Source organism: Wandonia haliotis, assembly GCF_039523435.1.
Taxonomy (GTDB): domain Bacteria; phylum Bacteroidota; class Bacteroidia; order Flavobacteriales_D; family Crocinitomicaceae; genus Wandonia; species Wandonia haliotis.
This window is the reverse complement of record NZ_BAAAFH010000003.1, coordinates 263555-289317: the sequence shown is the minus strand read 5'-3', so window position 1 is coordinate 289317 and position 25763 is coordinate 263555. Positions and strand designations below refer to the sequence as shown.

The following is a 25763-nucleotide window of genomic DNA, read 5'->3' as shown; positions in this document are numbered from 1 at the left end:
ATCATTAAAACAGGTATGGAAAAGTTTAAAAATGCATATAAAATCGCCGAGAATTCAATTCCGGTGACGGCTGAAATAATATCAGCCTATAAAGATAAAGTTCCTGAAATGTTACTTGACTTGTGGAGATCTGACGGTTTTGGCAAGTACAATAAGGGAACAATCGAACTGATTAACCCAAAAGAGTACGAACCTGTGCTGTGGACGTGGTTAGGTAGAGAAGTTGAAAACTATGTTCCTTTCGCCATAACGGGGTTCGGCGAGTTGTTTTACTACAGGAAACTTACAGAAACTGACGAAGATGTTTGTATTATAGACATCCAATTTCGTAATATCGAAACACTAAACTGGAGTTTAGAATCGTTTTTTGAAGATTCTTTACCGGAAGAGGAATTTAGGGAGTATTGGTTGAGAGAAGAACTGTTCAAAAATGCAATAAAAGAACAAGGTGAGCTCGCCAATAACGAAATTTTCACTTTCACTCCGGTATTAGGGATGGGAGGAGCTGAAGAAATTCAATATTTAAAGAAAGGAAATGCACAAGTTTATCAGGAGCTTGTGTTTCAAATGACCATGTAAAAAAAACACCCTTGCATAAAATGCAAGGGTGTTAAATTACTTATTAATTCTACTTATAACTCTATAGAGTAGTCTTTACCTTCCATGTTTTCACCTATAAGACCAAGAATTTTTGTTCCAGCCGGAACCTTATAGTACAACGAGGTTTTATACGTTCCATTTGGCTCTATAGTTGAGGGGAATTCACCCATATCATATACTTTACTATAGATCCCATATTCAGTCACCAAGTAAGGTTCATCAACAAAAGCATTATCAGAAGAAGAACCGTTTTGTACTTCAATTTCAAGCTTAATAAACGCTTCTGCAGGATCATCGAAATATGTTTCTTTATACTTCGCCACAACGTCATCTGAAACATTTACAGTTAAGTTACCGAAAACATATGTTTTCTGAAGCTCAAAGATTATGTCTTCTACAACTTTCGTTTGATTGATAGCGATAGTGCTTTCTTCCAAAGCTCCATTTTTCTTCAACGGAAGTAGTGATGCAACATCTACTTTACTTAAATCCGCAGTAGCTAATTCTTTATTAATTCCAATGTATAAATCATCTAAATTAGATTCCATCGGAATGCTATAAACAACATATCCGGATGCCATTCTTTCCATCAATCCACCGAATGTTACACCATTACTTAGAGAGACAATTGGTGAATATGTTTTTTTACTTTTCGCATCAAACAATTCAAGATTTGCCTCTGTAATCCCTAAATCAACATCAGAAGCTGTCGTTTCTCCTTTGATCTCAACTTTAATAAGTTTATCCGTACTTGCTGATGGTTCGTAGGCCGGATTGTCTCCTCCGCCATCCCAATCATTAATAACCTTTTCAAGTGCCAGAATAGTAAATGCAGGATTTTCATCCTCATCGTTCATATTAAAAAACCCTTTTACATTGGTTTCGTATACCTCTTCTTTATTTTCAAAATTTCTGGAACATGATGTTGCCGCTAAAAGGCAAATGCAAGCAGAATAGTAAATCAGTTTTTTCATCTAACTTTTTAATTTTTAATGTGCGCAAATCTAATGAAAAACTGAGTTGTTAGATGTCGTTACTCAAATAATTTTAACTTAATGATTGTTAGCAGAACAACTCGTTTTTAGCTGACCAATTATAGTTGAATAGCAATAAACTAACTTTGATTCCAGCATCTATTTTAAAGACACTTTTTTTGCAATAAAATAAGATGAATAACCAGCAAACACATCACCTACTTAAAAAAACCCGGTCAATAACTATTTGAGGAAAAAGTAGTAAATTCGCTCGCAATAGTCAATGTGTATTTGTCATTAAGTACTATGAGCACTTGGTATAGTAAACTTACCGATAACGAAAAAACTGATGTATAGTATTTTTTCTTCCCAAAGAAAACAGAAGTGCATCTGATTACTATATTGGAGCGGTAAGATACCGTGGTAAAAATACGGACAAAACACAGTAGAACAAAGTAACTAAAACTGACAAGGATCTGACTGTAGAACTGGTTGGTTAAAAATAAGAAAACTATGAAAAGAATACTTTCCGTTTCTGTAATTGCTGTCGGGTTATTATCCGCATGCGGAACAGAAGAAAATGATCACAAAACAACACCCAAGGAAAAAATGAATCCGTTTTTTGTAGAAAAATACGATACCCCGTTTGAAGTTCCTCCATTTGACCTAATTAGTGAGGCGCACTACCTTCCGGCATTCCGGGAGGGAATCAAACGACAGAAAGATGAAATCCAGACAATCATCAACAATGAGGAAGCTCCCACTTTCGAAAACACGTTGCTTGCACTTGAAAATTCAGGAGAGTTACTCTCGCGCGTTAGCAGTGTGTTTTACAACATCTCTTCTGCGAATACCAACGATGAAATTCAGGCTATTGCCGAAGAAATTTCTCCGGAACTGTCAGCACACCGGGATGATATTGCGCTAAACGAAAAGCTTTTTGCCCGTATTCAAACTCTATGGGAAAACAAAGCTACATTGAATTTGAATAGTCAACAAACTAAGGTTCTTGAGAATCAATACAAATCTTTCGTAAGAGGAGGCGCCAATCTTCCCGAAGATAAAAAGGGACGTTTGCGAGAAATCAACGAGAAAATTTCGCTTTTGACGCTTAAATTTGGTCAAAACCAATTAGCTGAAACCAATGATTTTCAACTTGTCATTGATCAGAAAAGTGATTTGTCCGGACTTTCCGATGATCTGATTGAAACGGCTGCCCGTGAAGCAGGAGCAGCAGGTATGGAAGGTAAATGGTTATTCACATTGCATAATCCTAGTGTAATGCCTTTCCTGCAATATGCAGACAACCGTAACCTGCGTAAACAAATTTGGGAAGCTTACCAGATGCGGGGAAACAACAACAACGAAAACGATAACAAAGAAGTCCTTCGTGAATTAGTAGAGTTACGTGCTGAAAAAGCACTGTTACTAGGGTACGAAAACCATGCTGCGTATAAATTGGAAGAGTCAATGGCCGGTACTCCTGATGAAGTATATGCCTTGTTAAATCGACTTTGGGAGCCGGCTTTGGAGAAAGCAAAGAAAGAAGCAAAAGATCTGCAGGCAAAAATCAGCGAAGGCGGTGAAAGCTTTAAACTGGAACCGTATGACTGGCGTTACTATACCGAGAAAATCCGTAAGGAACGCTATGAAATTAATGAAGAAGAAATTCGTGAGTATTTCAGTCTTGATAACGTTCGTGACGGGATTTTTGACCTTTGCGATCGTCTTTACGGGCTTCAGTTTGTAAAACTTGACAACGTACCTGTTTATCATAGCGAAGTCGTTGCTTATGAAGTAAAGGAAAAGAATGGTCAGCATGTCGGCGTACTCTACATGGATTTTCACCCCAGAACTTCCAAGCGTGGAGGAGCCTGGATGACTTCTTACCGTTCTCAAAGTGTTGAAAACGGACAACGCAAAGCGCCTGTTATTTCTATTGTGTGCAATTTTACAAAACCAACGGCAAATAAGCCTTCCCTATTAACCTTTGACGAAGTAGAAACATTCTTCCACGAGTTCGGACATGCCTTACACGGATTGTTATCAGATGTTCAGTACAAAAGTCTTGCAGGAACCAATGTCTATACGGATTTTGTAGAACTTCCTTCTCAGGTAATGGAAAACTGGGCCGGAGATCCTGAATTCATGAAAGAATATGCCAAGCATTACAAAACCGGAGAGGTTATTCCGGATGCTTTAATAGAAAAGCTTCAGCGAAGCGGTACATTTGATCAGGGATTTGCAACTACTGAATACCTGGCAGCTTCGTTACTGGATATGCATTATCACACGACTAATGGAAAACTTGAGGGTGATATCAATACAATTGAGCGAGAAGCGATGAATAAAATAGGGCTAATCGGAGAAATTATTCCCCGCTATAGAAGCACCTACTTCAGTCATATTTTTGCCGGAGGCTATTCTGCCGGATATTACAGTTATATCTGGTCGGGAGTTCTGGATACAGATGCGTATCAGGCTTTCAAAGAGACCAGCTTGTTTGATCAGGCAACAGCAAAGGCTTTCCGTGAAAATATTCTTGAAAAAGGAGGATCAGAAGATCCTATGGAATTATACGTTAAATTCAGAGGTGCAAAACCAGGTATTGAACCTTTATTGAAGAAACGAGGACTGAACTAGTTCTAACTAAACAAAAACGGGTGAATGTATGTTCACCCGTTTTTTTATTCTCTTGCTTTCCATTAATCTTTGTATTCATCCCTCGCCAACCGCTCTTTAATCTCTTCCACATGTTTGGACTTCTTTGCCTGACGAAGCTTAATGGCCGAGTCCGTAAAATACTTGTGCTGCGTAAGGAAAGAAATTTGAATCTCATCCCATTTGCGATCGCTGTCAATTTTACCATGCTCGCGCAATTCCCTTCTCAGCTTATCGGCAATTTCATGAAAATCATCGCGACCCAGATAATCCAGATCTGCATCACAAATAATCTCTTCCAGTTTGTTTTTAGGTTTATGTGGAATTTGTGTCGCATAAATTAAATCCTTTACGATTTGGATCTGAGATTCACTGTATCCGTGTTTAGGAAGGTGTTCCTCTGCCAGACGTACTCCAATCGGCTCATTCTTCTCATACTGCTCAATGAATCCCGCATCGTGGTATGACGCCGCAGATTTAAGCAGGAAAAGACCTTCATCTGTAATTCCTTCCATTAATGCGAGTCGTTCTACAGCAGCCGTAACGTCTTTTGTATGCCAGATACTGTGATAATACAATTTCGGAGAAAGTCTTTCCTCCAGTAAATTGTGGATCGTACGCTCTGCCTTCATGTAGTTGATGGAACTGTACAGGTGAAGATCTACAATCTTCCAGAATCGTTCATTCGGAACCACACCGTGTTCATCCGCGCTTAACTCCGGCTTGATCCGATCTACAAAATACATATTTACCAGACCACTGTTTTTGGTCATGACTTCACCGCGCAACGTACATTCAAAATACGGTTGAATAGCCTCATACGTCGACTCCGAAATATTCACTTTCCCCGGCTTTCCATTTGTTTCCATCCGTTGCGCCAGATTTACTGTCGCCCCCCAGATGTCGTAGGCATAGCGCTTTTTACCAATTACTCCTGCAACAACTTCTCCGGTATTAATCCCTATTCTGAGTTGCCAGGGGGTGATTCCCTGAGCTTTTTCTATCTCAGTCTGTTGCTTCATATATTGCTGGATTTCAAGACCGGCAAGAACAGTTTGAATAGGGTTTTCTTTCGTTCGGATAGGCATTCCTCCGGCACATAAGTAGGCATCCCCTACTGTCTTAATCTTTTCCAGATTCCATTTTTCAATGATTTCATCAAATTTAGAAAAGAAAAGATCTAACCGTTTCAGCAAATCAATCGGTGGCATCTGATTAGCAATCTTCGTGAAACCGACAAAGTCGGTAAACATCACGGACACCCTGTTATAAGCTCTTGCACTCGTACTTCCTACCTCGCTCAGTTCTTTCACCGTATCTTCCGGTAAGATATTATGCAATAGCTTTTCTACTTTTTCCTTTTCCTGTTCCAGCAGTTGTTTCTTTTCTTCAACCTCTCGTTTCTGCTGCTCAATCTTTTTCTTCTGTTCTTCAATCTTTTTGTTCTGATCGCGGATTTCGCTTGTTCGCTCGACAATTTTCATTTCAAGCCGTACCATACGTCTACGTTGCTTCTCTAACCTGACTCTGTAAAAAATAAACAATGCCAACGCTATAAAAACAAGTACAACTATTCTGAACCACCAGGTCATCCAAAACGGCGGTTCTACATGAATAATCAGTGTTGTAGGTCGGTTGCTCCACTCTCCATATACTGATTTGGCAAAAATCTTAAGCTCATATACCCCCGGAGAAAGTGAGTTAAGCATAATACTGTTCTCACTTCCGAGATAGGTGTAATCTTCGTCATTTCCTTCCAGAAAATACCTGTATTCAACAAGCGAAGCATTTGCCAGATCATTCGAAGCAAATTGAATTTGTATGTTTCGTTGACGATGGCTAAGTCGAATCTCTCTCGTAAATGCTATAGAAGTAGAAAGGATTCCGTTTTCCTGTCCGGGCAAAACTTTATTATTCCCAATATGAAGATCGGTAAGAAAAACGGTTAAGTTCTGTCGTCCCTCCTGAAGATCTGAGGGGAGAAAGTGATTATACCCATAAATTCCCCCAAAGTATAGCTCTCCTTTTCGCGTTTTAAAAAATGCCCCGATGTTAAACTCATTACTCATCAGACCATCTATCTCCGAATAGTTAATGAAATTCTCCTTCTTCTTGTTGAACTTGGAAAGCCCCCGATTGGTACTTAACCACAAATTGTCGTTTTCATCCTCCAAAATTCCATATATCACATTATTAGGAAGACCTTTGTTTACATCAAATTGCTCAATCTGGTTATTTGTAACATGTACTTTTATCAGACCGTCCCCGTAAGTCCCTAACCAAAATACATTGGGTTTCGTCTGGTGAATGACATTCACATTTCCCTTTACGATTTTAGAAAGGTGTGTGTTAAAAGAGGAAGACTGAATGGTCAGTTCCCCGTTATGCAGAAGAATGCATCGGTACACCCCTCCGTTAGCAGGCGCAATCCAAAATTTATCAAAGACGTCTTTAAAAATATACTTAACCGAACCCAGTCCTTTATGATTCGAAACATAGGTGTACAAACCGGTATCAATATTCACCAGGCAAATACCTCCGCGTGTGGCCAGTAAATACCTGTCCGCATCTACCTGTACAATTTGGTAAACCCTGTCGTATTCCGAAGAAACACCTCGCTTATGAGGTAGTTTAACATACCGGTATGAAGAAGCGTCTTCCGGATTAATTTCCAGTCTATACAATCCATCCAAACACCCGACAAGTAATTCATTTTCATTAAGGACGAACAACGAAAGAGCCGGCATATCCACTTTACGGATCAAATTTACCTGTGCTTCTCTATAGAAGTGATTAAAACTGTTCCGGTTTCTGTCAAATCGGGAAATTCCATTACTATTTCCTATAAAAATGAAATCTCCATCATTATCCTCTGCAAATGACCATACACTGGGAGTTGGAAGACCCTGTTCCAGATTACCCGAAGGCCCTACACCTAAAAAACCCAAATAATTCGGATTAAATGTTCCGAATCCCCGCTGCGTACCAACCCAAAGCTGTCCATCCCTATCAATAAACAAACGGGTCGTCTGGTCATTAAGCAATGTGTTTTTCTGGAAAATATCCTGTCTGTATCTAAAAATTCGGGTTTCTTCTTCTCCGAATTGCAACTCGATAAGACCGGAAGAAACAGTGGCAATCAGGACAGTGCCATTATCCAGCACTTTAATGTCTTCTATTTCTGTCCCCGGAAAATTCGCGCTAAAATCAAAAATGAAAGGGCTCAATGAATCCGAGTGACCATCCCATAGGTACAAGTCCTTTAAAGAAGCTACAAGAAAAGATCCCGATTCGTAGGCTGTAATTGTTTTTATCGGCTCTGTAACTCCCGTGCTATCCAAAGTCGTCAGTGGTCGGACTTTCCCGTCTGAATAGACCAGTAACCCCTTGTCAATCGTTGATACAAAAAGTCCATACGAAAAGTAATAATTAAGACGGGTCATTGACCCGTCATTTACCGCATTTGAAAGCGGATAAAATTTTTCTGAAACAGGAGAGAACCGATATATCCCCCTGTTGTCAAATAATACAAATAAGTCTCCGGCTTCGTTCTCTGCAATACTAACGATCGATTTATCCTTGATCTTTCCTTCAGGAACAAATGAGTGAAACCTTTCATTTTTGGGATCATACGAAACTAATCCCTGCTGGGTACCAAACCATAATAACCCAGTTGATGCCTTTATCCCGCAGTTAAAGTAATTGCTTTCTATACCATTAGTCCGGTCTGCGGAAAAGATATGAAACTCATAGCCATCAAACTTGTTCAGACCATCTTGTGTACATACCCAGATAAACCCACTTTCATCCTGAAGAATGTCTGTCACATAACTTTGCGACAAACCACTGTTAATGGAATAATTTTGAAAGCGTATGTTAGACTGTCCCCAACATACGCTTCCCAAAATAAAGAGTACTCCCCAGAATAAGAGTTGTTTCATAAAATATATTTAAACCGCTTACTGCGCAGCTCCGGCAGCAGCATTCTCAACCTGGATAGCTGAATTCTCAAGATCCCGGTCGAAAAGGTATAAGCCTCCCTTGTCATTTCCGATCATGCGCAATTTATCCAGAATTGTACGTGCCAGTGCTTCCTCTTCCAACTGTTCGGAAACATACCACTGCATGAAATTATACGTAGTGTAGTCTTTCTCTTTCAAACAAATATCAACCACATTATTGATGCTGTCGGTTACTCCCAATTCATGCTCAAGCAATAGCTCGAAAACATTTAGTACCGAATCAAAACTAACGGGCGGTTGCTCCAAGGCAGGAATAATTGCTTTTCCTCCCCGTTCATTGATAAATTTCACCAACTTCAACATATGCATACGCTCTTCGTCTGAATGCCGGTATAAGAATTTTGCTGTTCCGTTGAGTCCGTTTGTTTCTGCCCATGAAGCCATTGCCAGATAAAACTGAGACGACGATGCCTCCTTCTTTAACTGGCTATTTAATACTTCTTCGATGTGTTTGTTCATTATGAATCTGTTTTTGTTATTAAATCTAATAAAATTTCGCAAATAACCAAGTAATTTGCAAACATAAACAGGCTGAATCAGCCTCCATTTTACTCATTGTCAAAGTTATCAATCTATTAACAATTATTCGAATGGAATAGTTATAAATTAGTGTTACCTTCGAATTTTAGAATTAGTCTAAGTTGAAAAGAATAACTTTTCGCCTTTACAGAATTTAGTGCATGGCAAAAAAGAAACATCGCAAAGGACCGCGCAAGTCGGGAAAAAACAAACTTAAGAACGTACTGAAAGACGGGATTCTTCATTATTTCGAAAACAATCCTGATCATACAATTGACTATAAACAAATCAGTAATACTCTTTCTATTAATGATAGCGAAACACGCAAACTGGTTCATAAAATTTTAGGAGAGCTAGCTGCCCAACATCTGCTTAAAGAAGTAGTACGGGGGAAATTTCGTTACAATAACCCCGAAAAAGAATTTGAGGGAACAATTGACTTCACAGCTCGAGGAGCTGCCTATCTGGTAGTAGAGGACAGAGAAAACGACATCTTTATACAACCCAAACATACGGGGAAAGCCCTGAACGGAGACCGGGTAAAGGTTAAAATCATTAAACGGGGAGCTAATCGCGACGAAGGGAAAGTCATTGACGTTATTGAACGTGACAAAAAGTTCTACGTTGGAGTACTGCAGGTCAATGAACGGTTCGCATTTCTGATTCCGGATAATCAGCGCATGAATGTCGATTTCTTTATCTCTAAAGAGAAGTTAAACGGTGCACAAAATGGACAAAAGGCCCTTGTTCGTATCACGGATTGGCCGGAAGGAGCTGACAGTCCTTTTGCAGAAGTTGTTGAAGTTCTCGGAATGCCCGGAACCAATGATGCAGAAATGATTTCTATTCTGGTTGATAACGGAATTGATTTCCGGTTTCCTCAGGAAGTTATTGCACAGGCAGAAGAAACATCCATCGAACTGGACGAAAAAGAGATTGCAAAACGCCTCGACCTCAGAGATGTATTTACGTTCACCATTGACCCGGCCGACGCAAAAGATTTTGACGATGCGTTATCATACAGAATTCTCGAAAACGGCAACAAAGAAATCGGTGTACACATAGCTGATGTCAGTCATTACGTTACCATGGGATCGCCTATGGATGCCGAGGCGTTGAAACGCTCTAACTCCGTGTATCTTGTGGATCGCGTTATACCCATGCTTCCGGAACAACTTTCCAATATTGCCTGCTCGTTACGTCCCAATGAGGATAAATACAGTTTTTCAGCAATTTTTGAGTTCGATGATAAGGATAAAGTCGTACGACAATGGTTCGGGAAAACCGTTATCCATTCAGACAGAAGATTTACCTACGAACAGGCTCAGGAAGTTATTGAAGGAAAATCAGAAGAACTCGCAGAGATTATCCGCGATCTGGACAGAATCGCAAAAATCTATCGGAAGCAGCGACTAAAGCACGGTGCAATGAATATCGAATCTGAAGAAATTCGTTTTCGATTAAATGATGTCGGACAACCGGAAGAAGTGGTTATAAAGGTCTCTAAAGATGCGCATAAGCTCATTGAAGAATTTATGCTGCTCGCTAACAGACATGTGGCCGAATTTATCGGAAAAGGAGATAAAGACCACCCGGCAACCCCTTGTATTTACCGGACACATGATAAACCGGACATGGGTAAAATTGAAACATTCAAACTGTTCATTGAAAAATTTGGCTACGACATTACATTCTCCAACGAAAATGACATATCGCGCAGTATCAATAAACTGTTAAATGATATCCGTTACGAAAATGAGTACTCGATTATTCAGACCATGGCTATTCGTTCAATGGCAAAAGCCAATTACGAAACAACAAACATCGGTCATTACGGATTAGCATTCGAATATTACACTCACTTTACATCCCCTATTCGCCGATATGCTGATTTGGTTGTACACAGAATCTTGCATGCTATGCTGGAGAAAAGACCAAATCCGTATGGTCTTCCGACATTAAACGAAATCGGGAAACAAACTTCAAGAATGGAGCGTAAGGCTGTAGAAGCAGAACGGGACTCTACCAAGTACTTCCAGGTCCAATTTGTAAAAGACCATGTGGGAGAAACGTTTGAGGGTATTGTCAACGGTATTACAGACTTTGGAATGTTTGTTGAAATGAAAGAGAACCGTTGTGAAGGGCTTGTCCCAATGGACTCCATCCCCGGTGACCGGTATTACTTCGATGCAGACACCTATCGTATCGTAGGAGCCCGTCACGGAGAAGAGTTTAATATTGGTGATGACATATGGGTTCGCATCAAAGAAGTTGATACCCGCCGCCGAACGATTGATCTCGAATTAACAGATCCTGTTGATTAAAGCATTCTAAGCACCGTTTCAACGTCTTCAGGACTATCAATGTTTGGGGTTTCAATCTCTGTTTCAACCACACGGATAGCATATCCGTTATACAGCCATCGAAGCTGTTCAAGTGATTCCCACAACTCAAGATCAGCCGGAGCAAGTTGTATCAGTTCTTTTAACGTTTGTGACCGGTATGCATACAACCCAATATGTCTCAGGTACGGAAACTTACTCAACCATTCTTCCTGAGGCACTTTTGCTCCAAAAGGAATTGCACTCCGGCTAAAATACAACGCGTTGTCTGCCTTGTTCTTCACCAGTTTTATCCTATTCGGATTATTCAGATCTTCATGGGTCAGATTTGGATTTCCCAACGTCGCAATCTGAACAGAGTTGTCATCAAATGCACGAATCAGCAACTCTAACTGACGCGCGTCTACCAAAGGCTCATCTCCCTGAATATTCACCACCAGATCTGCCTGAGGGAAATGCCCTAACACCTCGCCACAGCGATCCGTTCCGCTTTGGTGTACATCAGCTGTCATCATTACCTTGCCCCCAAAACTAGTCACATGATCGTAAATCCTTTGATCATCCGTTGCTACTACTACTTCATTAAAAAGCGTACATTTTTCAGCTCCCTCATACACCCTTCGGATCATTGATTTACCTTTCAGATCAATCAATGGTTTTCCGGGAAAACGGGATGAGCCATAACGGGCAGGAATAATTCCTAATGTATACATGCGTTCGTTTTTTTCAAACATACAAAATTAGCTTTATTCAACAGATATCCGGTTGCCTGTTCCTTACAACAGGACTCATTACACCTGCTTGTTTTAGTTGATTTATCAGAAACCGTTTCGTATATTTGTAGTCCTAACCTAAACGTACACAACTTGAAAACAGCAGATTATCGATTTCCGCTTGCCCTTACATTTATTGATGGGATCGGAAGCATTAAAGCTAAAAACCTAATCGCTTATCTCGGTTCAGCACAAGCCGTATTTGAAGAACGCAAAGCTGTACTCTCCAAGATACCCGGAATCCGCAACACCCGATTTTCGAAAAAAAACTTACAAAACGCGTTGGCAAAAGCAGAGATCACGCTGGAACAAATTACAAAAGAAAACCATCGGATTTTTTATTACCTCGATGACAACTATCCCCGAAGATTAAAACAGACCGAAGACGGTCCTGTATTTCTATTCGGAAAGGGTAACTTTGATAGTAATCCACCAAGAACAGTAGCCGTTGTGGGAACCCGAAATGCAACAAGCTATGGAAAACAAATTTGCAGCAACCTCATAACCACATTACAAAACAAACAAATCACAGTCATCAGTGGGCTTGCTCATGGCATTGATGGTATAACCCATCAACTTTGTGTCAAAGAAAACATCCCCACAATCGGTGTACTCGGACATGGACTGGACAGAATCTATCCAGCAGCACATAAACGTCTTGCCGAAAAGATGCTTGAAAATGGCGGACTATTGACCGAGTATATCCCCGGAACTATTCCTGACAGTGTCAACTTCCCTATGCGCAACCGGATTGTTGCCGGGCTCGCTGATGCTGTAATTATTGTAGAAAGTGACACCAAGGGAGGTTCTCTGATCACTTGTGAGTTTGCCAATGATTATAACAAAGATGTGTTTGCTTTTCCGGGGTCGGTTTATTCACAGTACTCAAGAGGATGTAACCGTATTATTGCCGAAAGTAAAGCACATTTATTAACTTCTCCGGAACAACTTCTGACCTATATGGGCTGGACTCCCGAAAAAAATGAAACTGGAGAACAACTTGCCCTTTCAGAAGCGCTAGATCATAATGAACAACTCATTTTCGAACTACTCCGGGAAAAAGAAAAGTTATCGCTTGATGCGATTTCCGTTATCAGCCAGATACCCAGAGCTCAATTAAGCAGCCTTTTGTTAAAAATGGAACTTTCAGGTTTTTTACAGGCTCTTCCCGGGAAAAGGTATCAGTTGGGTGAAAAATTACTGGTTCGTTGCTAATTTCCGTGTTTCTTGATGTTTCATCATATATTCACTATTTTCACCTCCCAAAACCAAATAAAAATGAAAAAAATATCCATACTTATCGGTGCCTGTCTTTTCATAGGTACTTCTTTTTCCCAAGTTGTTACCAACAAGGAGAATAGTGAATATAAATTTGAAAAAGTAGCTCATCACGATGCTACTCCCGTACTGAGCCAGGGGTATACAGGTACTTGCTGGAGTTTTTCAGCTCTTTCCTTTTTTGAGTCTGAACTGATTCGAAAAGGAGTAAAAGATGCCCCTACCTTATCCGAAATGTTCATTGTGCGAAATGCGTATCAGGAAAAAGCTGAGAAGTATATCCGAATGGGAGGAACAGTAAACTTTTCTCAAGGAGGGGCTTTTCATGATATCCCCTACGTTATTAAAAGATATGGGATAGTTCCTTCCGAAGCTTATCAGGGGTTAAACTATGGTTCTGATAAACACAATCACAGTGAGATGTTCAGTGCTGTAGAAGGTTATGTAAATGGCGTGTTGGAATACGTCAAAAACATGAGAAAAGGAACCTCTCTTTCTTCGGTATGGAAAAACGGACTAAAAGGGATTCTGGATGCTTATCTAGGTGCTGTTCCTGAAAAGTTTACTTACAAAGGAAAAGAGTATACGCCTGAGAGCTTTGCAAAACACATCGGTTTAAACATGGATGATTATGTAAGTATCACTTCGTTCACCAACCATCCTTTTTATGAGGAGTGCATGTTGGCTATTCCGGACAACTGGGCATGGGGAAAAAGTTATAATGTTCCGTTGGAAGATATGGTGCGCGTAACTGAAGAAGCATTGAAAAATGGCTATACAGTAGCTTGGGGGGCAGACGTTTCCGAATCCGGGTTCAACTTCAGAGAAGGGATCGCTATTGTTCCGGAAGATCCGTCAACAATAAAAATAAAAGGTGCTGACAATAAAAACTTCTCGGATGCAGGCGCTGAACGTGAGTCGAATGCTTTCCTTCAACCGGTAAAAGAGCTTGCAATCACTCAGGAATTACGTCAGGAAGGATATGACAACAAAACCACTCAGGATGACCATGGTATGCATATCACCGGGCTTTATAAAGAAGCTAACGGAACGCCATTTTATCTTGTGAAAAACTCGTGGGGAACCGGAAATCACCCGGAAGGGTATTTGTATGTTTCTCAAAACTATTTTAAATATAAAACTATTAATGTTTACTTGCATAAGGATGCCCTTCCAAAGGATATCCGCAGCAAGTTAAAACTATAAATACGGCTACTGATAAGAAAAAGGTGCTGCGGTTTGCAGCACCTTTTTCTTTGCATCACTACCGCTTCTTCAGTTTTTCAGCACATTTCTCCCATCCGCTTTGTTGTTGCAAGAATAAGACATTCGGCGTATTTACCTGTAGTCATTCACCGCCTAACTTTGTTCAAAAAACAACATGAAAAACCATTTACTTATCCCTGTCCTGTGCGGATCATTATTCACACAGATTGCGCACTCCCAGGAACTGGAGTGGTCTTTTGCAACAGCCATAGGAACGGCCAATAATTCGATAGCAACTCTGGCAACAGATAGCCAAAACAACTTTATTATAGGCGGTATCTTGCAGGGTACCGGAGATTTTGATCCGAATGCCGGAACGACTCAACTTACATCCAGTGGGTTAAAAGATGCTTATATTGCCAAATACGATGAGGACAAAAACCTTCTTTGGGCCTTTACTTTTGGAGGTGATGAGGACGAAGATATTATTTCCGATATTGTTGTGGATGACGCAGATAATATTTACATCGGTGGTTTTTTTACCGGAACAGTTGATTTTGATCCGAGTGCGGGAGAACAAAGCCTGACAAGCCACCCGATGGGAGTTGGGACAAGTGCTTTTGTTCTAAAGTTAGACGCAAATGGTAACTTCTTATGGGTTAAGGATTATGGAGTAGGAAACATTGCCAATTCCAACAAAATTATGGCACTTGCTCTTGACAATGATCGAAACCTCATTGTCGGCGGAAAATATTATTCCAACGGCAATTTCCCCATGGTGTTTGAAGAAGGAAACCCGGATGCTGAACTAAACGAAGGGGATAAAATGGCACAATATGTACTAAAACTCAACGAAAACGGGGAATTTATCTGGGTAAAAAGAATAGTTGCTCATTCCATTAAAAGTATAGAAGTTGATGCAGCCAACAGTATTTACATTACCGGAGAATATACGACCTCCGGTGTTTATTATAATCCGAATGATATGAACCCGGATCCGAACGTTGTTGAAACACTACCTGTATTCGGACAAACCGATATTTTCATTTGTAAACTGAATGAATCGGGAGAATATCAGTGGTCAAATGGAATGGGAAATGCCTATGTGGATAACGCATCTAAACTGGCTGTAGACAACAATGGAAATGTCAGTTTCATCGGTACATTCGTTGGAGAAATGGAGGTTGATCCTTCTGAAAATTCATTCTTGCTCAATTTCGACCTGTCTATTAACGCTTACATCATTCAATACAGTTCCGGAGGAACACTTAATTGGGCAGCAGCTATCGGAGATGAAAACGGGAAAGAAGACGTTTTTTACGATATCACGGTAGACTCCGGGAATAATCTATATATCGCAGGTTTTATTGGCGGACCAACCGACATGAATCCCGGAGTCGGTGATTCGATCGTAGGAACAAATGCACAATACCGACCTGTTATGCTAAAATTGAAAGGAGACGGGGAGTTTGTGTACACACAATATTATGCTACAAATACACTTTCAGGTAACTACAGTCATGCAACGGCGATTTCTCTCGCCACTGACGGAAGTGTTTATCTTGGTGGTAATTTTGCCGGTTTGCTGGATAGTGATGCAGGAGAAGGAGAAGCTAATCTGACGTCTACCGGCTTTACAGATTTGTTTGTTATCAAACTTCATAATGAAGTAGAAGGAGGACAGGGCGGTACTTCAGGTATAACAGAACATGTAAATACTCTTGCAGCCGTTGCCTATCCTAATCCGGGAGCTGATTTTGTTCTGATTCAGGCAGCTGTAGCTGAAAAATTTACTGTTCGTGTTATGAATCAATACGGACAGGTTATTTCATCCGAAACGTCACATAGTCATGAACATACTTTATCTACTGCGACATTTGCTACCGGCATTTATTTTATTGAAGTAGCAGCAGAAGGCAATCACCAGATTATTAAATGGGTAAAAGAATAAGTGTTGTGATTTCTGAAGGGATTGGGTACGAAAAATCGTGCCCGATCCTCTTCCTGATACCCTGTTTCTTTTTTTAATACCTTTGCACTGTAAAATGAACCCTGTAATTGCTTCTGCTTTACGTGCCTATGACAAAGGAAAAGGATACACTGAGATTAACTGCTTCTGAAGAGCAGGTTATGTTGCGCTTATGGGAATTAGGACAAGCAACCGTAACGGATCTTCTTGCTCTCTATCCTGAACCCAAACCGGCATACAACACAGTATCCACCCTTATCCGGATTCTTGAACGAAAGAAAATTGTCCGACACAAACCGAAAGGAAGAGGGTATATCTACACTCCCAAAATTAGCAAGGAAACGTATCGGGACGAGTTGGCAAAGCACCTTATTACAAAGTATTTTGATAATAATACCGAAGCTGTTCTCTCCTATTACAACAAGACAAAAACGCTTGATGATTTATTGAAATAACCTGGTTAAAATCAGTTCAAAGCCTGATTTTCATCAGTTTCTCTATTTTCTGTTCATGTTACTTTTAGGTAACATTAACGCATAAAATTTGAAGATATGAAAGTTAACATTCAATTCATTAATACCGAGCATTATCCAATTGCTGAAGGAATAATAAACAAAAAACTGGATAATCTTAAACGAAAATTTGACTGGATCATCAGCGCAGATGTTTTCTTTAAATCCGAAAAGGAGACAAAAGGTAAAGGATGGATTTGTGAGGTGAAAATCAGTTTACCCGGACCTCAGATTCATGCCACTTGTGATGAAGCAAGTTTTGAAGCAGCAGCAGCCGGAGTTTCCGAAGATTTGGAAATTCAACTAAAAAAGAGAAAAGACGAACTGGTGGCACACTAGTATTTATAGCGATAATGTATAAGAAAAAGAACAGTACAAGACATTCTTTTAACAAAGCAGAACTGATCTGAGGTACATACAAGGGCTTTTAGAGCACAAAAGTAGCAGCACAATAGAGGTTTTACACACACTTCATTACCAGTAGTTTACAAAACATAAAAAGCCCCTTTGACGATTTATAATTTTATGCTACATTCGGGTGATCGTGCACCTTTGGTGTGTGTGTATATTAGTTAGCTACAATTCCTGAAATGAAAAAACATGAAGCACTTAGTTAAAAAATATGTCAAGCTTGCTCAATTATCAGAGGGGGCAGCAGAAGTATTAAACAACGCTCCTGTTGATGAAGTTGAATTGACAAAAATAGCCGACAAAAGAATGGATGGATATTTTGCTTATGCTTTTACAGAGGATAACAAAATGGTTCAAACCTTTAAATACGAAAACGAAGGAAAAATCTATTTGATCCCAGAACCAGATCCAATTGTTATTTACTTTGATACAGCACTACATTACCACAAAACGATAAAGAGCAGACGAGATGAGCTGTTCTCTAAACTTTCTGCTGATTACAAAGATTTTCATGCTGTAAATGGAGATTTCTATTGGTATTATTCTAATGCATCCAATTTTATCATTTTCCTGTTTTTATCTCTTGAGGCATTTATCAACAAATCAATTCCAGCAGATTTTGAATACAGAAGAAAAATCCAAAACAAAAGAATTGAACTGTTCGACAAATTACAGATACAGCGACATATTGAGTTCTTGGAGAAAATAAAAAAAGTAATTCCTCAGGTGCCTCAGTTTGAAGGAAAGAATTTTGTTGGCGAATTCACTCACAAATACGATTTAATCAAAGACTTAAAGAATTTCAGAGACGAAATCGTGCATACCAAATCTTTTGAAGGGCTTGACACCAATAACTTCTATGAAGGGCTCTTCGTTAGAAGTCTTAATTTTGATTATGACAAAGTGCTTTTGGCTGCTAGAGATTATATCAACTACCACCAAGAAAACTTAATTGAAGAATGTCAATGCGGTAAAGATTAAAAAATTAGCTAACACGGTATATAGCAAATAGGGCGTTCAGTGGTTTACGAAAGGTCTGTGCTATTTACTAACCAACACCGCCAGCTGGCGGATATTGCTTTTTACTTCCCTACTTGCCATATACTAAACGTTATGCGCAATAAAGACGCACTATCTTCAAAAAATCCCCACCTTATTCTCATACAATTTTGACGACTTAAAAAATAAATCATACATATTTGACGTTTTTTATGTATATTTGATAGAATAACAAGCAGAAAAATATGAGAACAATTAATGAAAGTACTAATATTAGAAGTTGACTCGAATGAATTAATAAGAGGAATCATTAAGGAGGGAAATGCTAAAGAAATGCCTTCTGTAAAAGATGCTTGGCAATTCAATTTTAATAAGCATAGTTTACCAAAAGATAAAACGGCATTTATTTTGGTAAAGGAAGATACACCTAAGATAATAGAAGGTTGTATGATTTTTTCAATGCATGATACATTTGGGCCTTTCATGGATTATTTGGAAGTTGCTCCTCATAACAAGGGATCGGAAGGAAAATACAAGAGGGTATCTGGCTGTTTAATTGCTTATGCATGTGGTTTAAGTTTTGAAAAGGGGCAAGATGAGGACAAAGGTATTTTAACTTTTAAGGCATTTAGTAATAACGAAGAGGATCAAAAGAAATTAGAAAAATTGTATCGAGATAAGTATGGTACTGTTATGAATCCTTGGGGATATATGGAAATACACCAAAACCAAAGTCGACTTTTAATTGAAGAATATTTAGGTGATGAGGATGATTTAGCTTAATTAAAAGATTGTAAAATGAAAAAAGATAAAAAAATAGAATTTGATGATGTTATTGGTGGTAACATTTCAAAAGAATTGACAAAAAAGGAACATGATTCAATTAGAGAATATAGACGTCGATTATATGAAAAAAGATCTTCGGAAGAAAAGATAAATGACATTTTAACTGGATTTCGATTTTCGTTAAAGAACTATGCCGACAATGAGAACCCTGAAGATATTATTCTTTTAGGTCAGTTTTTAAATTCACTTCTCAAACAAATTAAAATCAAGAAAGGAGCATTCGCTGAGTATATCGATATCTCACCTAGAAATATTAACAAGTATTTTAACGGTGAGAGAAAATTTAGCATTGAACACGCACTAATGCTTGAAAAGCTATTTAAAATAAATGCGGAAATACTGCTTGAAGTGCAGCTTAAGAATGAATTAATTGAAGCGAAACGATCTCATCGGGGTGAATATGATAAATTCAATTTAAGCGATTTGTTAGCTATTTAATTTTGCAAAATACTTGCAACAAGAAATTCAAAAACACTAAAGATTAATACGCATAACACACTCTAAGCGTTAAGCCAAAATTCCCTATATTCGAGTGTCGGCATAAACGCCTACGCGGAACTGTTACCAGCAATTATGAGGAAAGAAGAAATAGAAGCTGAAGTTTTACATAATTATCCGTTGTTCTGTAAACTATTAATCAATTTAGAAAAAGGATTAAACGCAGGACTGAAATGGTATTTAAAGAACGAGCCTGATCTTTTTAAGCAAAGAGATTTTAGACCAGGAACATTGGGTCGATATATGTCAGCTTCATTATCCGTGAGATTTCATTTCGACAGAACGGTGGATTACATCAAACAAGAAAATTGGGATAAAGATTTCATTCAAACTTACACCTTTGAATTAATGAAAGAATCTGGATACCTTGGTCACTTCAAAGACATTGATCAATCTATTCGGTTTTATCTTTTTCATTCATTTTATCATCAACTTGAAACAACTATTCGAATTATTATTGACAAATTAAATCTGGCTGAAGGCAAAGGAAAGCCATTGGACAAGGTCAATAAAATAGTGGGTTGTTTTCCAGAAGATTTTATTACTTGCCTAGACGCTCTAAGAAATACCATTCATAACAACGGCTATTATAGACCACAGTTTAAGCAACCGAAAGAGGTTCATTATAAGAATGCTCAATCGGAAATTCATTTTAAAGAAAACGAGAGAACAGCAATGACAACAAAAGACACAATCTCTCTTATTTGTGAATTAGCTGAATTTACAGAATGTCTGTTGAAACATCCGGAAATAAGGAAGATCGAAATCACAGAGGACAGAAATTAACTACTGCTAACAGCAGCTATATTGTCACAATCTATAATTGATACACTTGATGTGGTTTATATGCAATCACTTATAGAGTTGGTTTTCATTTAATCAAAGAATTTGACAAGACAATTTTGTTTAGAGGTAATTGTGCTGCGACTGGACCTTCTGTTTTTACACTTATTGACAGAAACACAGGGCATAAAGTTAAAGAGTTTGACCAACTTATTTGCATTGACACGGAAAACTACAATTCTGACCATTTCATTATTTACTGAATTGACAACGAAAAACGCTTAAAATACCATTCACAGAAAATCTAACTTCTTCGGCATTTTATCGAAAAAAATGGTAAAAAGATTAGTTCTCAGTACCTGCAAATAATCTAACAAAATATAAAAACAGAAATAGCTGCGTACAATATTGTCTAAGAAAAAAGCACGACCCAAAATGTCGTGCTTTTCATATTTTGTTCTTGTATTAGAATCGGAATGTTACCCCTCCCAGAACCTGGAATTTCTGAACAGGATAATTTTGCCAGCGTTGGTATTGTTGCGCTGCAAAATTATTGAACTGTAAAAAAGCCGATATCCGTTTATTATAACGGTATTCAATCCCCAGATTTGCATCTGCAAGGAAGCCCAGTTTCCTGTAATAGAATAACTCTTCCTCCTGGATATCCTCTCCTAGAGCATACTCCATCGCTTTTCTTCCTCCCTGCATTGTCAGATCAAGATTCACATAAAACTTATCAAACAAGTTGTAATGACCACGAAGCCCTATAACCAGTTCCGGTAGGTTCCATGCGTACGGATAGAACCGTGTCATGTAACTGTAATACTGCCCGATCAGATCAATTTTCAGTTTTTCATTTGCCTGATAGGAGATACTTCCCTCTATCCGGGTTATGTTCATAGTGTCATAAACTGCCGTAAAACGATTGCCTCCGGAATAAACTGTATCCACCACATACAGTAATTTATTGGTGAATTTCCCGAAAGAAAGATTAACATCAAAGGAAACCTTCTTTGACAATACTCCTTTGATCCCTCCGTTCAGGTTCAGGGCGTTGTATTCATTTCTCAATTCAAGATTAGATGAAACGAATGGATTCTCCTGACTCACACGTTTGAACGTGTTCTGGCGAACGCCTCCGTTTAATCCTACATACGGAATAAGAATGTCATTGAAGAAGGAATACTGGAATTTTGCCAGCGGAACAGCTATAAATTTCGTTTTTTCCCTCGCGTCCAGTACAAGGTCCACCCCGACGTTCACCGACCATTTTCCATTCTTACCGATGGTGGTAATATTCGGCTTAATATTTACCAGTACGTTGTTGTCTACAAACCCCGAATCCAATCCGATCAATGTTGAATCTTCAATTCCGTATTTATAGTTGTTGTACCGGACATTAAAATCAGCGGCATACACTTCTGTTTTCAACTTGTAATCAAACGAAGAATAGATTCCGAGATAGTTTTCACGAGCCTTCCATTTTTCCAATGTATCCGCACGTTTTCTGTCAAAATAATTGTTGTATTCAACGCCAATCTTGTAATTCAGGTTCGCACTGTCTTTCTTATGCGAGTGGTATTCTCCAAACACACCTGTATTATTAAACCGTTGGCGAATACTATCTCCGGGAACATCTTCATTACGAATGCCATAAAAATGATGCCCTTGGTTAAAATAGTTCACTTTTGCTGTAATGGTGTACTCCTTCTCGATCATTTTACCGTAAGCGTCCAACCGGGTACGGTCAAACTGAGACGGGGCATATCCTTTTATTTTTCCCCATGAACTATGGTGTTTTGCGCTAATCCCCCAATGAAATTTCCGGGAACGCGTTGAGTTAATAAACACCTCACCCAGTGGCATTGTATAATTACCAAAACCTAACTTCACATAGCTGTGGTAGAGTTGTGGTAATTTATCAACCAATTTAATTCGCGCAGGATCTATTTTTTCCAGTTCAAAACTATGCTCCTTTTTCAAGGACAATAGCGGATAACTTACCTGCGGAACAGGCATTACGGTATCCAATACGGAAGGTTTTTCAGCAATACGAAAAACAGGTTCTATTTCCCGTTCAGCCTCATACACGAACGTATAACCGCCTTCATTTTGTGCCGCTGCAGAGAACGTCAATACTATAACCGCTAAAAGTGCTTTTACCTTATTCATTCTGACCTCCTTCCTGCGCATTTTCTTCCATTTCAATGATGTAATCTCCTTTCTCCTCCAGGTCCTTCGGTTTGTCTTTGAGCTGCATCAACTCCTGCATTAATTCATTGGCTTCATCCAGAATACCATCGGTCTGGTTGGTATAATTATTAATTACCGAGTTTAATGTATGTTCAGCCTGGAACAAATCTTCCACCTGAATCAGGTTTCGGGTTTGCAAGATTAACGCTTTGGCAATCCAGTAATCATAGGCGGGTTTCATTTTCAGTAGTTCACGAATGTGATTTTCTGATGTTTTATATTCCCCCTTATGGTAATAGATTTCAGCCAGTGTGTATTTTGACTGCGCAGCCAAAACAGTAGATGTCTTTGAAATGACATAGTTTAACGGTTCCAGTGCTTCATCGTAACGCTCCAGTCGGGCCAGTGAAACACCTTTACTAAATTGTGCCTCCAGCTTTTCTGATTGTTCTGCCAATCCGTTTTCGAATACAACTTTAGCTGCTTCGTATGAATTTGCCCAGTTTTCGAGGTAGAAATGACAACGCATCAAACCGAGGTGAGCTGCATAAATCCTTTGCGGTGTGGATGCTTCCTCTTTCAATCGGCTGTAATGCAGTATCGCATCTGCATAATTTCCGGTGTTGTATTCATAAACCGCCGCCCGTGCAAGAGCCGTTTCATGATAAGCCCGCTGATCGCCCTCCAAAACCCGGAGATAATACGTATACGCCTGTTCTTCTTCTCCCAGGATATAATGCGATTGTGCAATAAAATACACTGCCCGGTTTTTCTGCAACCCTTCCGGATAAGCATCCAGGTATTCAATAAATTTAGGTATTGCCTCCCGGTAATTACTATCCAGAAACAGGTCATACGCTGTATTGAAATAAATAGAATCCTGAAGATCGCCTGTAATTCCCGCACAAGGATATTTGTGGGCAAGTTGCGTAATCTTAAACGGCTCTCCTGACTTCTGGTAAACCTCAATCATCTTTTGCGAAGCATATTTACAAATCTGCTCATCTCCTCCATACTCCAGTAAAACACGATTCAGATAGCTTTCCGCTTTTTCATAATCTGCTTTTCTCAGGTAAGTCACCCCCAATTCATACAAAGCGTCTTTTGCCAGAATATTATTGGGGTGATCATTTAAGATCTGCTCAAAATAACGGATAGACTCATTGTCCTTGTTTTGGTTCCGTGTTACAATTCCCGCTTCAAATATGGATTTGACCAGATAAGGCGATCCAGGATAATTGTTGATAATGTCCAGTAAAGACTGTAATTGCTTATTCCGTTGGTCTTTGAAACCATAACATTTTGCCTGGTAGAAACGGGCACGGTCACTGAAGCCCTGATTGGCCTGCACCACTTTTTCGTAATACTCTATTGCCGCATCGTTCTTTATCGGTTCTTCGTGAGAACTCAGGTAAAAAGCATCTGCAATCCGCATATTGGCATCTGCCAGTTTTTTCTGATCCGTAACAAACGTTTGTTGTGTGTACGTTCTGAAAGCTTCTACTGACTGGATACGATCGTTCAGATTGAAGTATGAGTAACCAATATTGTAATACGCCTCGGCTCTCAACTGCCCCAACAAGCTTCCCCCGTTTGCAAGGAAATAACGATAGGCCTGGATAGCCTGCTCATAATTTTTCATCTGGTAATAAGCGTCCGCGATCCAGTAATTGGCTCTCCCGATTAATTCTATTTCCACAGGGTAGCGTGACACCAACTTGAAAGAGGCTATCGACCTTTCATAATCGGATTTTGTAAATTCTTCTACTCCTTTGTTAAAAGCAATCATTTGATAGGCGCTCTTCATCCGGATATCGGGAGTTCCGATTTCATCAATAGAATGAAGTGCTTTTTCATAGTTTTTTGTGGTCATGTACACATTTACCAGATACTGGTACACGTCTTTCCGTTTGTTAGAGTTCGGATAACGTTCCAGATACAACTCAAACGCCTCAATCGCCTCATCGTACGGGTTAATATCTAACTTGTAGGATAAGATCGCGGCGTTGTACAACGCGTCTTCCTGAATTTTTTCATCAAAATCAAGAAAAGAAGCCTGCTCAAAAGCGGTTCGTGCATAGGCATAGTTCTCCAATTTCAAATAACACTCTCCGATGTGGTAAAAAGCAACCTGCCCCAGTTCGTCCTTCTTTCGAGTAACTTTATCAAAATACGTTACTGCTTCTTCATACGCTGCTGACTTGTACAAAGCAAAAGCAAACTGGTAATCGTCTTCTCGTGTCGTTTTTGCCGTCTTATTGTACTCCCGCAGAAAAGGAACAGCCTCATCGTACTTCCCGATTTTGTAATATGCATCCCCGATCAGGTGATTGATCTCCGTAGAATTTGCCGTAGCCATTGAATCCATAATTGCCGGAGCAAACTCAACTACCTTTTCATAATTTCCCTGTAAATAATAGATCTGTGTGATATAATACGGAACTACCTCTCTGAATCGCGCATCGTCCAACAAGCGTTCAAAATGTTCCAACGCGGTCTGGTAGGACTTGTCCTGATAATGAATATGCGCGTAATAATAAGTTGCCGGAGCCGCATACTGGCTTTGCGAATCTTTTACTTCGAAAAAAGCATCCCGTGCAGGTGAAAAATTCCCTTCCTGAAAATGCGCATATCCTAACTTAAAAAAATACTCATTTCGATCCGCTTCGGGAACATCCTGTTTATCCAGTTTTTCATACCAAAGAATTGCTTCCTTGTATTTTTTCTTTTGGTAATAATACTTTCCAAGCCTAAGATAGATTTGGTGGCGGTATATGGTCTCCGGAAAATCTGTGAGAAACTGCTCCAGCAGCTTTACTCCATCATCATTGTATAACTCCAGAGCGGACATACCTTCGTAATACCTCGCTTTTACATAAAAAGGGGCATTGGAGGGTTTACAGGTTGCGATGTAGCGGGCAAACTCCTCACGAGCCGCGCTGTATTGTTCTTTCTGGAACAATTCTTCAGCCCGGTAGAATAGCGCATCATCAGAGTTGTATCTCTCTGTCTCCTGCGCATTTAGTAGCATAGGAATCACTAAACAAGCCACAAGCAAAATACGTACCATGTCCAAATAACTTTTCTAAACTATAAAGTTACACCTAGTTTAGAGCTGTTCAGGCGGGCATTTCAAAAGTTTTACACCCTATCATGTTAAGATAATTTCCTGTTGTC

Annotated in this window: 18 protein-coding genes; 12 read left to right on the top strand and 6 right to left on the bottom strand. The window is 39.4% G+C overall.

Annotated elements, in window-relative coordinates:
- Positions 1-15: 15 nt before the first annotated feature.
- Positions 16-579, top strand: coding sequence for a T6SS immunity protein Tdi1 domain-containing protein (locus tag ABDZ97_RS01765; protein WP_343784470.1), 564 nt, complete (start codon positions 16-18; stop codon positions 577-579).
- Between the two features lie 53 nt (positions 580-632).
- Here ABDZ97_RS01765 and ABDZ97_RS01760 read toward each other — a convergent pair whose 3' ends face one another.
- Positions 633-1574 carry a hypothetical protein gene (locus ABDZ97_RS01760; RefSeq protein ID WP_343784468.1) on the bottom strand — a complete coding sequence of 314 codons (942 nt, stop codon included), beginning with the start codon at positions 1572-1574 and terminating at the stop codon, positions 633-635.
- Positions 1575-2087: 513 nt separating this feature from the next.
- On the opposite strand from ABDZ97_RS01760, the gene ABDZ97_RS01755 reads away from it, so the two are divergent.
- Positions 2088-4217 carry a M3 family metallopeptidase gene (locus tag ABDZ97_RS01755; RefSeq protein ID WP_343784466.1) on the top strand — a complete coding sequence of 710 codons (2130 nt, stop codon included), beginning with the start codon at positions 2088-2090 and terminating at the stop codon, positions 4215-4217.
- A gap of 62 nt (positions 4218-4279) precedes the next feature.
- Here ABDZ97_RS01755 and ABDZ97_RS01750 read toward each other — a convergent pair whose 3' ends face one another.
- Both ABDZ97_RS01750 and ABDZ97_RS01745 read right to left on the bottom strand, forming a co-directional pair.
- Positions 4280-8176 (bottom strand): adenylate/guanylate cyclase domain-containing protein, encoded by a 3897-nt coding sequence (locus ABDZ97_RS01750; protein WP_343784464.1) that lies wholly within the window; start codon positions 8174-8176, stop codon positions 4280-4282.
- A gap of 18 nt (positions 8177-8194) precedes the next feature.
- Complete coding sequence (locus tag ABDZ97_RS01745; protein WP_343785671.1) at positions 8195-8719, bottom strand: ferritin; 525 nt, start codon at positions 8717-8719, stop codon at positions 8195-8197.
- A 218-nt stretch (positions 8720-8937) separates the two neighbouring features.
- Between ABDZ97_RS01745 and rnr the strand changes: the two genes are divergently transcribed.
- Positions 8938-11100 (top strand): ribonuclease R, encoded by a 2163-nt coding sequence (gene rnr, locus ABDZ97_RS01740; protein ID WP_343784462.1) that lies wholly within the window; start codon positions 8938-8940, stop codon positions 11098-11100.
- Here the strand turns inward: rnr and kdsB are convergent.
- Positions 11097-11831: a 3-deoxy-manno-octulosonate cytidylyltransferase gene (gene kdsB, locus ABDZ97_RS01735; RefSeq protein WP_343784460.1), complete on the bottom strand. Its 735-nt coding sequence runs from the start codon at positions 11829-11831 to the stop codon at positions 11097-11099. The genes rnr and kdsB overlap by 4 nt on opposite strands.
- A 153-nt stretch (positions 11832-11984) precedes the next feature.
- Here kdsB and dprA point away from each other — a divergent pair, with 153 nt between their 5' ends.
- The 9 genes from dprA (at position 11985) to ABDZ97_RS01690 (ending at position 20396) form a co-directional block, all read left to right on the top strand.
- Positions 11985-13106 (top strand): DNA-processing protein DprA, encoded by a 1122-nt coding sequence (gene dprA / locus ABDZ97_RS01730; RefSeq protein WP_343784458.1) that lies wholly within the window; start codon positions 11985-11987, stop codon positions 13104-13106.
- A gap of 63 nt (positions 13107-13169) precedes the next feature.
- On the top strand, positions 13170-14375 hold the full coding sequence (locus tag ABDZ97_RS01725) for a C1 family peptidase (protein WP_343784456.1): 1206 nt from the start codon (positions 13170-13172) through the stop codon (positions 14373-14375).
- A gap of 175 nt (positions 14376-14550) precedes the next feature.
- Positions 14551-16326 (top strand): T9SS type A sorting domain-containing protein, encoded by a 1776-nt coding sequence (locus tag ABDZ97_RS01720; protein WP_343784454.1) that lies wholly within the window; start codon positions 14551-14553, stop codon positions 16324-16326.
- 128 nt (positions 16327-16454) lie between these two features.
- Positions 16455-16799: a BlaI/MecI/CopY family transcriptional regulator gene (locus ABDZ97_RS01715; protein ID WP_343784452.1), complete on the top strand. Its 345-nt coding sequence runs from the start codon at positions 16455-16457 to the stop codon at positions 16797-16799.
- A 96-nt stretch (positions 16800-16895) separates the two neighbouring features.
- Positions 16896-17195: an HPF/RaiA family ribosome-associated protein gene (locus ABDZ97_RS01710; RefSeq protein ID WP_343784450.1), complete on the top strand. Its 300-nt coding sequence runs from the start codon at positions 16896-16898 to the stop codon at positions 17193-17195.
- A 261-nt stretch (positions 17196-17456) separates the two neighbouring features.
- On the top strand, positions 17457-18248 hold the full coding sequence (locus tag ABDZ97_RS01705; RefSeq protein ID WP_343784449.1) for a hypothetical protein: 792 nt from the start codon (positions 17457-17459) through the stop codon (positions 18246-18248).
- 276 nt (positions 18249-18524) lie between these two features.
- On the top strand, positions 18525-19049 hold the full coding sequence (locus ABDZ97_RS01700; protein ID WP_343784447.1) for a hypothetical protein: 525 nt from the start codon (positions 18525-18527) through the stop codon (positions 19047-19049).
- Between the two features lie 15 nt (positions 19050-19064).
- Positions 19065-19550 (top strand): helix-turn-helix transcriptional regulator, encoded by a 486-nt coding sequence (locus ABDZ97_RS01695; RefSeq protein WP_343784445.1) that lies wholly within the window; start codon positions 19065-19067, stop codon positions 19548-19550.
- Between the two features lie 135 nt (positions 19551-19685).
- Positions 19686-20396, top strand: coding sequence for a hypothetical protein (locus tag ABDZ97_RS01690; RefSeq protein WP_343784442.1), 711 nt, complete (start codon positions 19686-19688; stop codon positions 20394-20396).
- Between the two features lie 462 nt (positions 20397-20858).
- Here the strand turns inward: ABDZ97_RS01690 and ABDZ97_RS01685 are convergent, their stop codons facing one another.
- A complete protein-coding gene (locus ABDZ97_RS01685) occupies positions 20859-22586 on the bottom strand; it encodes a TonB-dependent receptor (protein WP_343784440.1) in 1728 nt (575 codons plus the stop codon).
- The gene (locus tag ABDZ97_RS01680) at positions 22558-25656 is read right to left on the bottom strand and encodes a tetratricopeptide repeat protein (RefSeq protein ID WP_343784438.1); all 3099 of its coding nucleotides are present in this window, start codon (positions 25654-25656) and stop codon (positions 22558-22560) included. Before ABDZ97_RS01680 ends, ABDZ97_RS01685 begins: the two co-directional genes overlap by 29 nt.
- Between the last annotated feature and the right edge of the window lie 107 nt (positions 25657-25763).

Excerpts from the sequence above, each read along its gene's own strand:
- kdsB (WP_343784460.1), bottom strand. The coding sequence starts at position 11,831 with ATGTATACATTAGGAATTATTCCTGCCCGTTATGGCTCATCCCGTTTT.
- ABDZ97_RS01710 (WP_343784450.1), top strand. The coding sequence starts at position 16,896 with ATGAAAGTTAACATTCAATTCATTAATACCGAGCATTATCCAATTGCT.
- ABDZ97_RS01700 (WP_343784447.1), top strand. The coding sequence starts at position 18,525 with ATGAAAGTACTAATATTAGAAGTTGACTCGAATGAATTAATAAGAGGA.
- ABDZ97_RS01705 (WP_343784449.1), top strand. The coding sequence starts at position 17,457 with ATGAAGCACTTAGTTAAAAAATATGTCAAGCTTGCTCAATTATCAGAG.
- ABDZ97_RS01690 (WP_343784442.1), top strand. The coding sequence starts at position 19,686 with ATGAGGAAAGAAGAAATAGAAGCTGAAGTTTTACATAATTATCCGTTG.
- ABDZ97_RS01750 (WP_343784464.1), bottom strand. The coding sequence starts at position 8,176 with ATGAAACAACTCTTATTCTGGGGAGTACTCTTTATTTTGGGAAGCGTA.
- ABDZ97_RS01695 (WP_343784445.1), top strand. The coding sequence starts at position 19,065 with ATGAAAAAAGATAAAAAAATAGAATTTGATGATGTTATTGGTGGTAAC.
- ABDZ97_RS01720 (WP_343784454.1), top strand. The coding sequence starts at position 14,551 with ATGAAAAACCATTTACTTATCCCTGTCCTGTGCGGATCATTATTCACA.
- rnr (WP_343784462.1), top strand. The coding sequence starts at position 8,938 with ATGGCAAAAAAGAAACATCGCAAAGGACCGCGCAAGTCGGGAAAAAAC.
- ABDZ97_RS01725 (WP_343784456.1), top strand. The coding sequence starts at position 13,170 with ATGAAAAAAATATCCATACTTATCGGTGCCTGTCTTTTCATAGGTACT.
- ABDZ97_RS01755 (WP_343784466.1), top strand. The coding sequence starts at position 2,088 with ATGAAAAGAATACTTTCCGTTTCTGTAATTGCTGTCGGGTTATTATCC.
- ABDZ97_RS01715 (WP_343784452.1), top strand. The coding sequence starts at position 16,455 with ATGACAAAGGAAAAGGATACACTGAGATTAACTGCTTCTGAAGAGCAG.
- ABDZ97_RS01680 (WP_343784438.1), bottom strand. The coding sequence starts at position 25,656 with ATGGTACGTATTTTGCTTGTGGCTTGTTTAGTGATTCCTATGCTACTA.
- ABDZ97_RS01760 (WP_343784468.1), bottom strand. The coding sequence starts at position 1,574 with ATGAAAAAACTGATTTACTATTCTGCTTGCATTTGCCTTTTAGCGGCA.
- ABDZ97_RS01765 (WP_343784470.1), top strand. The coding sequence starts at position 16 with ATGGAAAAGTTTAAAAATGCATATAAAATCGCCGAGAATTCAATTCCG.
- ABDZ97_RS01685 (WP_343784440.1), bottom strand. The coding sequence starts at position 22,586 with ATGCGCAGGAAGGAGGTCAGAATGAATAAGGTAAAAGCACTTTTAGCG.